This window comes from Paenirhizobium naphthalenivorans, assembly GCF_007992095.1.
Classification (GTDB): domain Bacteria; phylum Pseudomonadota; class Alphaproteobacteria; order Rhizobiales; family Rhizobiaceae; genus Allorhizobium; species Allorhizobium naphthalenivorans.
In genome coordinates this window covers 1-15,021 of the sequence record NZ_BJZP01000012.1, presented here as the reverse complement: position 1 = coordinate 15,021, position 15,021 = coordinate 1, and the positions used below count along the sequence as shown (strand labels likewise).

Here is a 15,021-nt window from a genome sequence, read left to right as displayed (position 1 = left end):
CATGGCAATTCCCGAAAACGCGGCCGGCTCCAAGATAGTGCCGCCCAAGCTGGATGAGTCCTCTGCCAAACCGAAACAGCATCCGAATGTGCGGATTCTGGAAGGCCTACTGGATGAAAGCAAGAGAAAGGGCCGCGCGGTCCGGTTGAGGAAGATCTCTCCACTTCTCAAGATCCGGCACCTCGTCATAATCGCCGCCTTCGTCGTATTGGTTGCCATTCCCAGCACGCTCGCATCGCTCTATCTCGCCTTCGTGGCGCAGGACCAGTACCATAGCTCCGCCTCCTTTGCGGTCCGTAGCATCATATCCTCAGCTGGCGCATCCGACATCATGGGCATGTTCACCCAGACAACGGCAGGCAGCACGGTAGCAGACTCCTATATCCTGATGGATTATTTGCTCAGCGAGCGGATGGTGGAAGACGTCGATTCGCGTTTCGACCTTGACGCTACCTTCGCGCCGCGTGGCGGAGACTATTTCTTCGGATTGGCTGCCGGCCAGCCAATTGAGGACAAGTTGAATTACTGGCGCCGTATGATCACGGTGGATTTCGACAATGCCTCGGGCATCCTCCAGCTCCATGTAAGAGCATTCGACCCCAAGAAGGCGCAGGAGATCGCAAGCTTCATTCTTACCCGCTGCGAGATCCTTATAAATGATCTTTCCACGACAGCGCACGAGGAAACCCTAAAGCTAGCCCGGCAGGAAATCACCATTGCCGAGAAGCGCCTGACGGACGCTCGCATGGCATTGCGTGAATTCCGCGATGTTTCGCAGGATGTAGATCCGGTTGAGGGCGCCAAACTCGCGGTCCAGCTGGTCGCGGGTATGGAACAGCAGCTCGCCAAGCTCAACGCAGAACTAGAGGTCGCTCGCTCGCAGATGGCGGAAGATACGCCGCGCATTCGCGTGATCAAGACACAGATCTCCGCACTGGAATCTCGCATTGAGACGGAGAAGCAACGGATCGGCAGCGGCATAGCCGAAGCAAAAACGGATCGGACCACCACGGACCTGACCAATTCCGACGTTTCGGGGCGGCTACAGCTCTACGAGAAGCTACAGCTGGAGCATGAGTTCGGCGAGAAAACCTATGCCGGAGCATTGGCATCATTGGAAAAGGCGCGCATAGACGCGACTGGCAAACAGCGGTATCTGGCGGTTTTCATCCAGCCCACACTGTCACAAATGGCCCAATATCCGAACCGCCTTCTCTATGCGGTCCTGGTGTTCCTCGGTGGCATGTTTGTCTGGGGCATGGCAACGCTGCTCTATTACAACATCCGCGACCGAGCTTGAGGCGGCATCACCTCACTTTCGATCACGAAAAGGGCCCCCGATCATTGATCGGGGGCCCTTTTCTATGGCGTTCTCAAATAAGCCTGCAAGAACTTAAGCAGCTTCTTCCTGCGCGTCGTCCTCTTCAACACCCTTGCCGCGCTTCGGGCCCTTGGCGAGATTGACCTCGACGAGGCGAACGGCCTCAGTTTCGGACATTTTATTCACAGCAGCGATTTCGCGGGCAAAGCGATCAAGAGCCGCTTCATAAAGCTGACGCTCGGAATAGGACTGCTCAGGCTGATTCTCTGCGCGAAAAAGATCCCGTACCACTTCAGCGATCGAAATCAGGTCGCCGGAATTGATTTTGGCGTCATATTCCTGCGCACGCCGCGACCACATGGTGCGCTTGACGCGGGCCTTGCCCTGCACGACCTTCAGAGCACGCTCAACGAAATCGGTTTCCGAGAGCTTACGCATACCGATGCTCACGGCTTTGCCAACCGGAACCTTGAGACGCATCTTATCCTTCTCGAAGTCAATCACGAAAAGCTCAAGCTTCATGCCGGCCACTTCTTGCTCTTCGATAGCGGTGATGATACCGACACCATGTGCCGGATAGACGATCGATTCGCCAGTCTTGAAGCCTTGGCGCGTCGAAGATTTTTTCTGCTGGGTCGTCATTCGTTTCAAAAACTCCCTGTTATGCTCCCGGCATCGCCGGTGCCGGGTCGGTCAGGCCCGGATGAGACGGGGGAAACCGTCGGGTCACTCCATCCTGATCCAACCCGCCACGCAGAACATCCCATCGTCGCAACAGCAACGCGACCGCTAAGGCCGCTAGTGTCACCGTAACCGCGCTGAACGATGGGTTTGCTTTCGTGATGGTTCAGGGCATAAAAATGCCGTGAAGTGGAACAGTTCAATCATGCTACCACAAAAATACGCGGAAATCAATATTTTACTGACGCACTGCCACAATGCGGCCGCGCACGCCCCAAATAGATGAGTTTCTCGTGCGCCTCTCTGACCGTAGCGATCCGCTTCCAACTGCGGAGCGGCGCAAATAAATCAATCACCGGCGCCCGGCTTGGCAGAAAAGTACTGTTCATACTTCCCAGGAACCCCGTCCATCTCTTTGGCCTCAGGCAACGGATCCCGCTTTACCGTAATGTTGGGCCAGATCTTGGCATAATCGGTATTGATCTGAAGCCACTTGTCGAGACCCGGTTCGGTATCCGGCTTGATTGCTTCAGCCGGGCATTCCGGCTCGCAGACACCACAGTCGATGCACTCGTCCGGATGAATGACGAGGAAGTTCTCACCTTCGTAGAAGCAGTCGACCGGACAGACTTCAACGCAGTCGGTATATTTGCAGCGGATACAGTTGTCAGTGACTATATAAGTCATGCGGCACTCCAGGCTCTCGTTTCGGCGCAGGCAACGGTAGCCTTGCTCGCTTCGCATTCATCGCTCATCCGGTCAAACACATGATGCAGAAGCTCGGCTCGGCTGAATAGACACCGTCAGCTACTGTGTTATCCGGGCTATAGCAAGGATAAACAATTCTGAAAATAGCTGCTGAAGCGGAGAGTTTTCTAATCATCGAACCAAGCCTCGTCAGGCTGGAGGCGATCGATCGCTCGCCTTTCCTTCTTGGTCGGGCGTCCAGATCCTGGAAGCCGAGAGGCTTGCTCAAGCGACCTCAACCCGTCCTCATCGCTTGGAAGAGGCGTCAGGTCTTCATAAAGTAGCCGCGCCTCGTCATAGGGGCCCCGCCGAACGCCCGAGTTGAGGACGAGAAGCACGATGTCGCGCCTATTCAGAGCGACCTCAATCCGGTCGCCCGGACCGATCACATGGCTGGATTGGCGCACGATGTGACCATTTACGCGCACACGCCCGCTGCTAATCCGCTCCTTGGCGAGGGTGCGGGACTTCGCAATACGGGCAAAGAAAAGCCACTTGTCGATGCGCTGGCGCGAACCGCTCAGTGGCTGCTTCTCGGCCATGTTACTTCTTCATCTGCTCCTTGAGAGCTGCAAGCTTGGCAAAAGGCGAATCCGGATCAATCGGCTTCTCCTTACGCGGTGGCTTCGCCTCAAAACGAGCCTGTTGCGGCTTTCCATCGCGGTCAGACCGATTGGGCCGCTCCTTCCGATCGCCCTTGTGCCCAAAGCCACTACGACCGCCGTCCTTGTCCCTGCCCTTGCCGCCCTCGCCATCGCGGCGACGATCGTCACGCCTGCCTTCGCCCTGCGCTTCGGCCGCACCACGGTTGGCGCCCCGACTGCCCTGACGTGGGCGCTCGCCGTTCGGCCGCGCATTGCGCTGACTATCGCTACGACCACCCGGACGCCACAACAGCACCGGCTTCGGCTCGGTGGCGGCAGCATCTTCACCAGAAACCTCTGCCTTTGTCACCGCGTCATCAATCGGAGCATCTGCTTCGACGACAACCACTTCCGTCACGGCGGGCGTCTCGCTTGTTGCGCTTTCCTCCACCACAGCGGTTTCGACAACAGGCTCAGCGTCAGGCTGCTCTGCGGCTGTAGCCTTGGCTTCGTCCGCCTTCTGTTCGGACGCAGCCACCGGTTTCTGTCCGGCCAGGAAGGCCTCAGCCTCTTCGGCCGTGACGCTATCGGCGCGATAGCCAAGCCCCTTGAGAATCTCTTCCATGTCGTCCGGGGTGGCACCTAGAATGGAAAGCATGGCAGTCGTCGTCGTAAACCGACGGCCGTCATACGCGCCGTCGGGACGCTGTGTCGCGCCAGGCTTCCACTGGAGCAGCGGGCGAATGAGGTCCGCAAGGCGCTCAAGAATGTCGATCCGCACCGCGCGCTTACCAAGGAAGCGGAAACCCGCCAGCTTGTAAAACATCCGCTCATAGCTCGGATCGGTCACAACCGAGGTACGGCCGGCGGCGAGCACCGGAATGAGGTCGCCATAGCCGGGCTTGTCGAGCCCATCGTTCTTCAGCGCCCAAAGAAGCGTGATCAGCTCGGCCGGGGCAGGCTTGAGCAGCGCCGGCATGAAGATGTGATAGGCGCCGAACCGGACCCCATAGCGGCGCATCGAGGCGCGTGCGTCCTGATCGAGCGATTTGACGTCATCGGAAACGTCGCGGCGGAACAGGACGCCAAGGCTCTCCACCAACTGGTAGGCCAAGCCCTTTGCCAGACCCTGCAGGTCCTCGGCCCGCGACAGGTCGTCGAGCGGCTTCAGGATGGTCGAGATGTGATGGTTGACGAAGCGCTCGATGCGGGCGACGACGTGATCGCGAGCATTGCCGGCCAGTTGCTCGTCGGCAAGCAGGATGACACGCGGATGCAGCATGTGGTCCGAACCGGCGAGCTTGGCCACCGGATCGCCGAGCCAACGCACCAAACCGTCCGCACTGACCGCCAGATCGCCGTTGCCTGCCGCATGAAGACGCGCGGCGCGCGCTTCGAACTCGAGCCCGAGCGCCCGGTGCGCCGCAGACTCGACAGCCTTCGCATCCGACCCCTCCATGCCTGATATGGGCGTGAACCGGAAACCGGCGAGTTGTCCCATGTGATGTCCTTCCACGAAGACATCGCCGTTTACACTGATTTCAGCTTCCAACATCGCATTCTCTCTCAAGCGCTTCATGAGCACAGATGTCCTGCGATCAACAAAGCGTTTCGTCAACCGTTCATGTAGCGCATCGGACAATCGGTCTTCGATTTCCCGCGTCTTTTCTTGCCAGTGTGTCGGATCGGCAAGCCAACCCGGTCGGTTCGATACATAAGTCCATGTTCGGATCTGAGCAATCCTCGCGGACAAGGTATCGATCTCACCGTCCGTTCGATCGGCCCGCCGCACCTGTTCGGCCATGAAATTCTCGTTGACCGTACCATGGCGGACGAGATCGAAAAACAGACTTTGGATAAGATCGGCATGCTGTGCAGGCGTGATGCGCCGATAGTCTGGAAGCGCGCAGGCCTCCCACAGCTTCTCCACCCGCTCAGGACTGTCCGCGAGATCACGCACTTCCGGATAACGAGCGAGGAATTCCAACGCCTGCTGGTCGATCGCCGGTAGTGCCTTCGTCAACCCCTCGACCCGCGGCGCCGCCTCAAGGCTGCGCAAGAGAGCCTGGACCGAGGAAAAATCGAAGCGAGCGGTACGCCATTGCAGCACCTTGACGCTGTCGAATTCGTGTCCCTCCAACCGCTCGACCATTTCCTCCTCGAACGGATCGACCCGTCCCGTGACGCCGAAGGTCCCGTCCTTCAGGTGGCGCCCGGCGCGACCGGCAATCTGGCCAAGTTCACCCGGATTGAGATTGCGGAACTGGTAGCCGTCGAACTTGCGGTCCTGGGCGAATGCGACGTGATCGACATCCAGGTTGAGACCCATGCCGATCGCATCGGTCGCCACCAGGTATTCGACGTCACCTTCCTGATAAAGCGCCACCTGGGCGTTGCGCGTGCGAGGGCTCAGTGCTCCGAGAACAACGGCCGCCCCGCCGCGCTGGCGGCGGATGAGCTCGGCGATCGCATAGACCTCATCGGCCGAGAAGGCGACGATGGCGGTTCGCTGCGGCAGGCGGGTGATCTTCTTCTGCCCCGCGTAGAAAAGCTGCGACAGACGGGGCCGCTCGACCACGGTAATCCCCGGCAGCAACTGCAGGAGAATGGGCTTCATTGTCGCCGAACCGAGCAACAGGGTCTCATCCCGTCCGCGCAGATGCAGGAGTCGGTCAGTGAAAATGTGCCCACGTTCCAGATCGCCGGCCAACTGGATCTCGTCGATCGCCACGAACGATGCCTTTGTCTCCCGCGGCATGGCCTCGACAGTGCAGACGGAAAAGCGGGCGCCGGGCGGCGTAATCTTCTCTTCGCCGGTAACGAGAGCGACCTGCGAGACTCCGACCCTTTCGACCAGCCGACCATAGACCTCCCGCGCCAAGAGGCGCAGCGGCAGTCCGATCATGCCGGAGCCATGGGCGATCATGCGATCGATGGCAAAATGAGTCTTGCCGGTATTGGTCGGCCCCAGCACAGCAGTGACGCCGCGGCCGCTCAGGATCATGGGTTGCGAATTCAACGACGGCTCCGCGCTAAAATGGATCGTCGAACACCCTTGTCGGCGGCCGGCGAACTTGCCCACACATGGCGACGATTGCCGACAAAGGCAAGCCGCCCTGACTGTGATAGGCGTAATTCGCCCCTCCACTGATCAAAGGAAAGCACACTGAGACCGTTGAAAGGTCCATAAGAGCCACGATGGAACAGTCTGGGAACGAATCAGCGACGAATCGCCGACTCGTAGTGATTCCGGATTTGTTCACTGCTACATATCGGCCATCGCGGCAGGCTTCATACGAAATGCTGATCCAATCAATACCTTCAGCGGAAGCGCCAGATCGGCAACGTAATCGCCGGCTTCATCGACCCGCAGGCCTTTGTGGCAAACGCATTACGTGGCCGCCGGACGAAACAGTCTGCGCTCAGGCTCGGCGGCGCCATATTGAGCAGGACTTCTCGCCGATGCCGATTCAGAGTGCGGAACAATTGCGAACCTGGGGAATTAAGGTGTCACGATAGTGGAATTTCGCATTCGCCGTTGGAGAGGAGTGCCATGTTGAGTACAATCCTTGTCGTCATCTTAATTCTGCTGCTGGTCGGGGCATTACCCAATTGGGGCTATAGCCGCAACTGGGGCTACGGTCCGTCTGGCGGCCTCAGTCTTGTGGTCCTCATTCTTGTCATCCTGCTGCTCATGGGCCGGATCTGAGCGGTCTAGAAACCGAAGAGGAATAACGACGATGAAAAAGACCCTTATCGCTCTTGCTTTAATTGCGCCTCTTGCCTCCTGCACCGCCACGGAACGTGGCGCTGGAGTCGGGGCGGCAACAGGCGCAGTCATCGGTGGTGTCGCCACCAATTCTGTCGGCGGGGCGGCTGTCGGGGCGGTGATCGGCGGCGCTGCCGGCGTCTTGATCGCCCAGGCCGACCGCCGCGGGTATTGCATCTACCGCGACCGCTACGGTCGTCGTTACGAAGCCCGTTGCCGCTAAAGCCCCCCCCCAACACATTGGCAGAAAACCGCTGGCCCACCACCAGCGGCTTTTTGCCACCCTTAAATGGCGGAACGTTAACATCTCGATCAAAGCCGGAACGAATCAGCGACGAATCACAGACACGATGATTTTCCTGATCTGTTCACCACGAGATGTTGTGAAACAACAAAATGTTAACCATACGGAGTGGTGGATATTAAGGTTTCGTGGCTGTGATCAAGTTCCACACGTTAACGATTGGGACCCAGTCTTTGGCGCAACAGGAAATACTGTTCCAAGCCAGCATCCCTAAGCGCCTCGGCGCGGCTGGCGGGGTGATCATCAAAGGTGATCGATTGTTGAAACTGACTGACCGTCAGATCGATACGTTGGCCATCGATGCGGTTGTAGAAATGGGTACCGCCCGGAACCTGTGTCGTGACGATCTGCCCGCCGAACAGGTCCTGCACGACGAGACACGTCACGCTGCACTGCCCCATTGCCGGATTTTCCGGCGTCCATTTGTACGACGTGCCTGACGACCAGGCCCGCTTCCAGGCGACGACAAGAACCTGCACAGTCGGGAACGGCGACCTCATGAGAGCTTCCATGGCAAAGCGGCCCCTCTTCGGGGCCGCCTCTCAAATGGGCCCAAGACCATACTCAGACGACGAATTGCCCGCCATTGGCAGAAATCGTCGATCCAGTGATGAAACCAGCGTCGTCTGACGCGAGAAACACGACGATGCGCGCAATCTCTTCCGGTTCGCCAAGACGGCCGACCGGGATCTGCGGGATGATCCGCTCGTTGAGCACCTTTTCCGGGACCGCACGCACCATCTCAGTGCCGATATAGCCGGGGCAGATCGCGTTGACGGTGATCCCCTTGGCCGCTCCCTCCTGGGCGAGCGCCTTGGTGAAGCCGAGATCGCCGGCCTTGGAGGCGGAATAGTTGACCTGCCCCATTTGCCCCTTCTGGCCATTGATAGACGAAATAGTGATGACGCGGCCAAAATTACGGTCACGCATGCCGGACCAGATGGGGTGCGTCATGTTGAAGACACCGTTGAGATTGGTGTTGATCACCTCGTTCCACTGTTCCGGCGTCATCTTGTGAAACATCGCATCGCGCGTGATGCCGGCATTGTTGACGAGGATCTCGACCGGGCCCAGCGTTGCCTCAACCTTGGTGATACCCTCGACACAAGCCTGGTAGTTGGAAACGTCCCACTTGAAGGCGTGGATCCCCGTCTCCGCCTCGAAGGCCTTGGCCTTCTCATCATTGCCGGCATAATTTGCCGCAACCTTGTAGCCCGCAGCCTTGAGCGCGATCGAAATCGCCGCCCCGATACCCCGTGTTCCACCCGTTACCAATGCTAGTCTGCTCATGTCCTGTTTCCCCTCACAGCATAATCAAGCGCCCACCGGCCCTTCTCGTGGAGCCGTTGTTAGGACAGTTTCATGTCAAGCAGATGGACCTCACGCGCGACTTTGAAGACCGCGCCGGTCGCGCTGCATGCTTCAGAGTGCCTCCAGGCACATGGCGATACCCATTCCGCCACCGATGCACAGCGTGGCGAGGCCTTTTTTCGCCCCGCGACGCTTCATCTCGAACACCAGCGTGTTGAGCACGCGCGCACCCGATGCGCCGATTGGATGACCGATGGCGATCGCTCCACCGTTGACGTTGACGATCGAAGTATCCCAGCCAAGATCCTTATTGACCGCGCAGGCCTGGGCGGCAAAGGCTTCATTGGCCTCAACCAAATCGAGGTCCGCAACGCTCCAGCCGGCTTTCTGCAGAGCCTTGCGCGAAGCTGGGATCGGACCGGTTCCCATGATCTGAGGATCGACGCCGGCTGTTGCCCAGGAAGCGATACGCACCAGCGGGGTGATGCCACGGCGCTGAGCCTCGGCTTCGGTCATGAGCAGGGCCGCGGCCGCGCCGTCGTTGATGCCGGAGGCGTTGCCGGCGGTGACCGTGCCTTCCTTATCGAAGGCCGGGCGCAGCTTGGTCATGCTCTCGAGCGTCGCGCCGATGCGGATATATTCGTCAGCATCGACGGTCACATCGCCTTTGCGGCCCGGCACCACGACCGGAACGATCTCGTCCTTGAAGCGGCCAGCCACCTGAGCGGCCTCAGCCTTGTTCTGCGAGGCAAGGGCGAAGACATCCTGCTCATCGCGCGTCAACTGGAACTGGCGAGCGACATTCTCGGCAGTCGTACCCATGTGGTAGCCGTAGAAGGCATCGGTCAGGCCGTCCTTGATCATCGTGTCGACCATCTTCAGGTCGCCCATCTTGATGCCCGCCCGCAGATGGGCGCAATGCGGCGCCATCGACATAGACTCCTGACCACCCGCGATGATGATCGTCGCATCGCCGGTCGCGATCTGCTGCATGCCGAGAGCGACGGCACGAAGGCCCGATCCGCAGAGCTGATTCACGCCCCAGGAGGTGGCCTCCTGGGGAATGCCGGCCTTCATTGCCGCCTGACGAGCTGGATTCTGGCCCTGGCCGGCGGTGAGCACCTGACCGAGGATCACTTCATCAATTTCCTTGGGGTCGACACCCGCCCGCTCCAGCACCCCCTTGATGACGGTCGCACCAAGATCATGAGCCGGAACATTGGCGAAAGCGCCGTTGAAGGAACCGACCGGCGTACGCGCGGCGCTGGCAATGACGATGGATGAACTGCTCATGGACGCCTCCTCAAATCTTTATGTTGTTGACTGAGAAACTGGCAAAGCTTTCGGTCGAAGTCAAATAGGAAGAGTGCCGCCGATTTCGTTCCTTAGTTGTACCCTCTTGAGTTTCATCAAATGCGAGTGCCGCATCGCACAAAGAGATTGTCACCACCCTCGATTTGCGCTTACACTTGGTATGGGAAGAGCAAAAATCCACAAAATCAACGAGATTGGGAGAGAAATATGGCCAAAGCCGAAGGCGAGATCGTCATAAAGAAATATGCCAATCGACGCCTCTACAACACGGGCACCAGCACCTACGTGACGCTGGAAGACCTGGCCAAGATGGTCAAGAAGGGGGAGGAGTTCACCGTCCAGGATGCCAAGTCCGGCGATGACATCACCCATTCGGTTCTGACCCAGATCATTTTCGAGCAGGAGTCGAAGACAGGCAATACGCTGCTGCCAATCTCCTTCCTGCGCCAGCTGATCAGCTATTACGGCGACCAGATGCAAATGGTCGTGCCGAGCTTTCTCGAGCACTCGATGAAGGCCTTCACCGAACAGCAGGTCCAGATGCGCGAGCAGATGACCAAGGCCTTCGGTGAAACGCCGCTGACCAAGAATTTGCATGCCCCGATGCAGCTCATGGAAGAGCAGGTCAAGCGCAACACCGAGATGTTCCACCAGGCGATGCAGATGTTCTCGCCCTTCCTTGGAACCCAACCGCCGAAAGAGACCAAGAAGGCAGAGGCGAAGGACATAGACGAACTCAAGGAACAGCTGCGCACGTTGCAGAGCAAGCTCGACAATCTCTGAGCCACCGTCGACAGAAACTGTCGCACGACCGTGATGGGCAGGAGTCATCTCCTGCCCTTTTTGCATTGTCGAACGAGGAGGTCGGCTCAAAGACCGATGGAAACGTCCCGGCCCGCCGAGCGGATCGACACGGTGAAACCGCCGACCACATCGATGAAGGCAATCGTCATCAGGATGAAGAAGGTCTGGGTAGCCGCCCCCTTGACCAACAGGAATTCGACCAGAAAGGCGATGAAGACCAGCATGGACAGCAGGTGGTTTATCAGCGATCCGGAACCGTTCATCGTTGCCTTGAGAATCTCGAAGAAAAGGATGACGAGCGACAGCAGGATCAGGACATCGCTGACGGACATGACCCAGACGGCCCCCGACAGCATCGAAAGGGACAGCAATTGCTGGTCCAGAACGTCAACTCCGCCGGCTCCGAAAAGACCGAGCATGGCCAGATTGTAGAGTGCCAGCGGCAGGATCATAAGGGGAATGGCGGAGAGCATGGCAAGTCCTCGGTCGATGGAAGGCATGAGCCGCCGGCAAGCCGGGCGGCGAAGCGAGGATTTAGCCGCCAGACCCTCCAAAAAGTAAAGGCCGGCTTAACGCCGGCCTTAAAAAGTCACCCGAAAATTAGGATGTTATGCGCTTTCCTTGGGCGTCAAAACCTGACGGCCACGGTACATACCGGTTTTCAGATCGATATGGTGCGGGCGCCGCAATTCGCCGGAGTTCTTATCTTCGACGTAGGTCGCAGCCTTCAGCGCGTCTGCAGAGCGGCGCATACCGCGCTTGGACGGGCTTGTTTTTCTTTTTGGTACAGCCATTTTACTTACTCCACATGACGGGCAAAACAGGATTCCGCAGCCGGATGAGGCCGAACAGCACCTGTCTCGATCTCGGAATTTCGCGCGCTTATACATGGGCTGCGGGGCTTTGACCAGTCCCCGGCTGATTTTTTTCGGTGGCCCGGGTCCGCGCCAACTTTCAGGCCTCGTCCTCCGGCACGACCCACGTCTCGGCGAGCGCGGCATCGCGCCAGGCAATCCAGGCCGTATGGCTCTCCATCGCCTGCATGTAGTCGCGCGTATCCGCCGCCTTGACCAGATCGTAAACCTTGAAGCGATTGACCACCGGCGCATACATTGCGTCGGCAGCGGAAAACTCCCCGAACAGGAAGGGACCGCCGGAACGCTGTCGCATGTCGCGCCAGATCATCTCGATATGCGCCACATCGCCGACAACACCCTGCGGCAAATCAATCGCCCGGATCTCACGGCGAATGTTCATCGGGCAGGCTCCGCGCAGCGCCCGGAAGCCGGACAGCATTTCCATCGAGATCGATCGCGCCATAGCACGATCGCCCCTGTCGCTCGGCCAGAGGCCGGCGTCGGGATAAAGCTCGGCGGCATATTCAATAATCGCAAGTGATTCCCAAACCCTGAGATTGCCATGGTGGAGAACCGGCACGCGACCGGTCGGGGAAATCTCTAGGAACTTCGGATTGCCGGCATCGAAATCGAAAGGAATCAGTTGCTCCTCGAAGGGAATGCCGCATGCGGTCAGCGCAATCCACGGACGGAACGACCAGGAAGAATAATTCTTGTTACCGATATAAAGAATGAAAGGGTCCATCGCCGCGCTCCCGATTGCCAATGTTCCGGGCAAGACTAAGGGTCTCCCTATTCCGGCACCAACCAAAGTTTTGAAAGTCACTCATAAAGGCAAGTGATATAAGCACCCGACCGCTTTGCGCGCCGGTCCACCAAGGCCGCCAACCGTTTCATGCCCTTGCCCGGCTTGCCCGCTACCCGCTCGATCGGGTTAGGAAGCGAAACGGCAAGCAACGCCGCCTGGCTCGGCGTCAGTTTTGCGGCCGAGGTCTTGAAATGATAACGGGCTGCCGCCTCAATGCCATAGACGCCAGGGCCCCATTCGGCGATGTTGAGATAAATCTCCATCGTCCGCTTCTTCGACCAGATCGCGTCAGCGAAAATAGCGAGCGGCAACTCCAACCCCTTTCGGATCAGCGACCGGCTGTTCCATAGAAAGAGATTCTTGACCGTCTGCATCGGGATCGTGCTGGCCCCTCGCGTCGCCTCACCCGCCAGCGCGTCGTCAACCACGCCTTTCATCTGCTCCCAGTCGACGCCCATGTGCGAGCAGAACTGGCCGTCCTCCGACATCATCACAGCGCGGACCAGATGCGGCGAGATCTCGTCAAAGCCCACCCACTGCCGGTCATAGCCCTGAAAGATCGCAAGATCGGCCAGCATCAGCGTCGAAACGGGATGAATGAAGTCCAGTCGATAGAACGGGATCAACACATAGGGCAGCAGTAGAAAGGCGAGCACGATGCGCAGAAGCTCCCGCACCAGCCTCTTGGACCTGCGCGGCGCTGCCATATCGCCATCCTCATCGCTTCCGAAATCGCTGTTGTCCGCCAAGAAGGACCTACCCTGGTGTCTTCGAGTGATCTTTCCTCTTAACGAGGCTCGCCATCGATAGCCAGACAGCTTGCGAGGCAGCGCGGCTTTTCCCGGCCAGATTCCCGTTGCCAGTCCCTCGCCCCCATGCCAAATAGCCGCGACGGAGGCCCTGATGACCCCATTCGAAGCAAAGCTCAACACTGTGGCCAAGCGAACCGAAACGCTGCTGGAACAGCTCCTATCGGAAGAAGCCCGACCGCAGGAAGTGACACGCCCGGCCCGCCTGGCCGAAGCCATGCGCTATGGCGCACTGAACGGCGGCAAGAGACTTCGCCCCTTTCTGGTCTTCGAGAGCGCGGCAATGTTCGGCGGTGACGAGATGGCGGCCCTCAGGGTCGGCGCGGCGCTCGAATGCCTGCACAGCTATTCGCTGGTCCACGACGACCTGCCGGCCATGGACGACGACGATCTGCGCCGCGGCAAGCCGACGGTCCACATCGCCTATGACGAGGCAACTGCGATCCTCGCTGGCGATGCCTTGCTGACTTATGCCTTCGACATCATCGCCGCGCCGGAAACGCAAATCGTCGATCGCGCCAAGATCGAGCTCGTGCTAGCCCTCGCCCGCGCCGCTGGCGTTGGTGGCATGGCCGGTGGCCAGGCGCTCGATCTGGCGGCCGAGAAGCAGGCTCCCGATGTGCACGGCATTGTGATGCTCCAGGCGATGAAGACCGGCGCACTGATCCGGTTTGCCTGTGAGGCCGGTGCCGTTATCGCCGGCGCCTCGGAAGATGACCGCGACCGCATGCGCCGTTTCGGAGAGATCATCGGCCGCGCCTTCCAGCTGGCCGACGACTTGCTTGACCTGACGTCCGATGCCGCAACGCTGGGCAAGGCCGCCGGCAAGGACGCCGCCCGCGGCAAGGGCACACTGGTCGCGCTCAGGGGCCAGGCCTGGGTGGAAGCCGAACTCGATCGGCTGGTTGACGAGGCAAGCGCCCTGATCGCCGTCTATGGCGAGCGCGCAGCTACGCTGATTGAAGCCGCTCGTTTTGTTGCCAACCGCAAAGCATGACCCTTTTCGTGCCAGCCACTGGTCCGACCCATCAATTCCCGAAAGGTCCGGATCAAATCATCTGACGTGTCCGGGGCACGTGCCGACGCTATGCTCAATCGTCCATCCACGGGAACGGGGTTTACTGATGACCGATATCGCCCAGCACCTGCCACAGATCTTTACGGCCTATCTCGTCTATCTTGTCGCGGTGGTCAGCCCCGGCCCCGCCGTCATGGCGATCGCATCGACATCAATCGCCGAGGGGCGCCGCTCCGGGCTTGCGATGGCGGCCGGGGTTTTGGCCGGCTCGTTCACCTGGGCCATGGCGGCCTCAATCGGCCTGGCCGCCGTTCTCACCCACTACGCGAGCGTCCTGCAGGCCGTGAAGATCGCGGGCGGGCTTTATCTTCTCTACCTTGCCTATAAGTCGCTGCGCTCGGCAAGCCGCGGGGACGATCCACTGCAGGCGCCCCCGCTTAAGGCACAGCCGGTGAGAAGCATCAGGCGCACCTTCCTGCTCGGATACGCCATCCACCTGACGAACCCCAAGGCAATCTTCGCTTGGCTGGCGATCATCTCGCTCGGACTGCCGCAAGGCGCCCCGGCCACAACCGTGGCGCTGATCGTTGGCGGCTGCCTGCTGACCGGCATGATCGTCTTTTCAGGCTATGCCTTGTTGTTTTCCACTGCCCCCGTCTTTCGCACCTATCGCAGGGCCCGCCGCGGCATAGAT

At 59.4% G+C, this 15,021-nt stretch carries 17 protein-coding genes; 6 read left to right on the top strand and 11 right to left on the bottom strand.

What is annotated here, in order from left to right:
- The first annotated feature begins 1 nt into the window (after window position 1).
- A complete protein-coding gene (locus RNA01_RS13075; RefSeq protein WP_147180659.1) occupies window positions 2-1,300 on the top strand; it encodes a KpsE/RkpR family capsule polysaccharide export protein in 1,299 nt (432 codons plus the stop codon).
- 93 nt (window positions 1,301-1,393) lie between these two features.
- Here RNA01_RS13075 and RNA01_RS13070 read toward each other — a convergent pair whose 3' ends face one another.
- The 4 genes from RNA01_RS13070 to RNA01_RS13055 all read right to left on the bottom strand — a co-directional run bounded on the left by RNA01_RS13070 (window position 1,394) and on the right by RNA01_RS13055 (window position 6,337).
- On the bottom strand, window positions 1,394-1,963 hold the full coding sequence (locus RNA01_RS13070; RefSeq protein ID WP_147180658.1) for a CarD family transcriptional regulator: 570 nt from the start codon (window positions 1,961-1,963) through the stop codon (window positions 1,394-1,396).
- Window positions 1,964-2,350: 387 nt separating this feature from the next.
- Entirely contained in the window at window positions 2,351-2,689 is a 339-nt protein-coding gene (fdxA, locus tag RNA01_RS13065) for a ferredoxin FdxA (protein ID WP_147180657.1), read from the bottom strand.
- 188 nt (window positions 2,690-2,877) lie between these two features.
- Window positions 2,878-3,291, bottom strand: coding sequence for an RNA-binding S4 domain-containing protein (locus tag RNA01_RS13060; RefSeq protein ID WP_147180656.1), 414 nt, complete (start codon window positions 3,289-3,291; stop codon window positions 2,878-2,880).
- A 1-nt stretch (window position 3,292) separates the two neighbouring features.
- Window positions 3,293-6,337 (bottom strand): helicase-related protein, encoded by a 3,045-nt coding sequence (locus RNA01_RS13055; protein ID WP_147180753.1) that lies wholly within the window; start codon window positions 6,335-6,337, stop codon window positions 3,293-3,295.
- A 549-nt stretch (window positions 6,338-6,886) separates the two neighbouring features.
- Here RNA01_RS13055 and RNA01_RS13050 point away from each other — a divergent pair.
- Complete coding sequence (locus RNA01_RS13050; protein ID WP_147180655.1) at window positions 6,887-7,042, top strand: DUF3309 family protein; 156 nt, start codon at window positions 6,887-6,889, stop codon at window positions 7,040-7,042.
- A 31-nt stretch (window positions 7,043-7,073) separates the two neighbouring features.
- A complete protein-coding gene (locus RNA01_RS13045) occupies window positions 7,074-7,325 on the top strand; it encodes a YMGG-like glycine zipper-containing protein (protein WP_147180654.1) in 252 nt (83 codons plus the stop codon).
- Window positions 7,326-7,558: 233 nt separating this feature from the next.
- Here RNA01_RS13045 and RNA01_RS13040 read toward each other — a convergent pair whose 3' ends face one another.
- The 3 genes from RNA01_RS13040 to RNA01_RS13030 form a co-directional block, all read right to left on the bottom strand.
- Window positions 7,559-7,906 (bottom strand): YunG family protein, encoded by a 348-nt coding sequence (locus RNA01_RS13040; protein ID WP_147180653.1) that lies wholly within the window; start codon window positions 7,904-7,906, stop codon window positions 7,559-7,561.
- Window positions 7,907-7,970: 64 nt separating this feature from the next.
- Entirely contained in the window at window positions 7,971-8,696 is a 726-nt protein-coding gene (locus RNA01_RS13035; protein WP_147180652.1) for a beta-ketoacyl-ACP reductase, read from the bottom strand.
- 132 nt (window positions 8,697-8,828) lie between these two features.
- Entirely contained in the window at window positions 8,829-10,010 is a 1,182-nt protein-coding gene (locus tag RNA01_RS13030; RefSeq protein WP_147180651.1) for an acetyl-CoA C-acetyltransferase, read from the bottom strand.
- 228 nt (window positions 10,011-10,238) lie between these two features.
- On the opposite strand from RNA01_RS13030, the gene phaR reads away from it, so the two are divergent.
- Complete coding sequence (gene phaR / locus RNA01_RS13025) at window positions 10,239-10,814, top strand: polyhydroxyalkanoate synthesis repressor PhaR (protein WP_147180650.1); 576 nt, start codon at window positions 10,239-10,241, stop codon at window positions 10,812-10,814.
- 86 nt (window positions 10,815-10,900) lie between these two features.
- Here the strand turns inward: phaR and RNA01_RS13020 are convergent, their stop codons facing one another.
- The 4 genes from RNA01_RS13020 to mtgA all read right to left on the bottom strand — a co-directional run bounded on the left by RNA01_RS13020 (window position 10,901) and on the right by mtgA (window position 13,207).
- Entirely contained in the window at window positions 10,901-11,308 is a 408-nt protein-coding gene (locus tag RNA01_RS13020) for a hypothetical protein (RefSeq protein WP_147180752.1), read from the bottom strand.
- A gap of 135 nt (window positions 11,309-11,443) precedes the next feature.
- Complete coding sequence (gene rpmF, locus RNA01_RS13015; protein ID WP_016556742.1) at window positions 11,444-11,629, bottom strand: 50S ribosomal protein L32; 186 nt, start codon at window positions 11,627-11,629, stop codon at window positions 11,444-11,446.
- 160 nt (window positions 11,630-11,789) lie between these two features.
- Window positions 11,790-12,437 carry a glutathione S-transferase family protein gene (locus tag RNA01_RS13010; RefSeq protein WP_147180649.1) on the bottom strand — a complete coding sequence of 216 codons (648 nt, stop codon included), beginning with the start codon at window positions 12,435-12,437 and terminating at the stop codon, window positions 11,790-11,792.
- 77 nt (window positions 12,438-12,514) lie between these two features.
- Window positions 12,515-13,207, bottom strand: coding sequence for a monofunctional biosynthetic peptidoglycan transglycosylase (mtgA, locus tag RNA01_RS13005; protein ID WP_147180648.1), 693 nt, complete (start codon window positions 13,205-13,207; stop codon window positions 12,515-12,517).
- A gap of 196 nt (window positions 13,208-13,403) precedes the next feature.
- Here mtgA and RNA01_RS13000 point away from each other — a divergent pair, with 196 nt between their 5' ends.
- Both RNA01_RS13000 and RNA01_RS12995 read left to right on the top strand, forming a co-directional pair.
- Entirely contained in the window at window positions 13,404-14,306 is a 903-nt protein-coding gene (locus RNA01_RS13000; RefSeq protein ID WP_147180647.1) for a polyprenyl synthetase family protein, read from the top strand.
- A gap of 127 nt (window positions 14,307-14,433) precedes the next feature.
- Window positions 14,434-15,021: LysE family translocator (locus RNA01_RS12995; RefSeq protein WP_147180646.1), on the top strand; the 588-nt coding region annotated here is incomplete at its 3' end.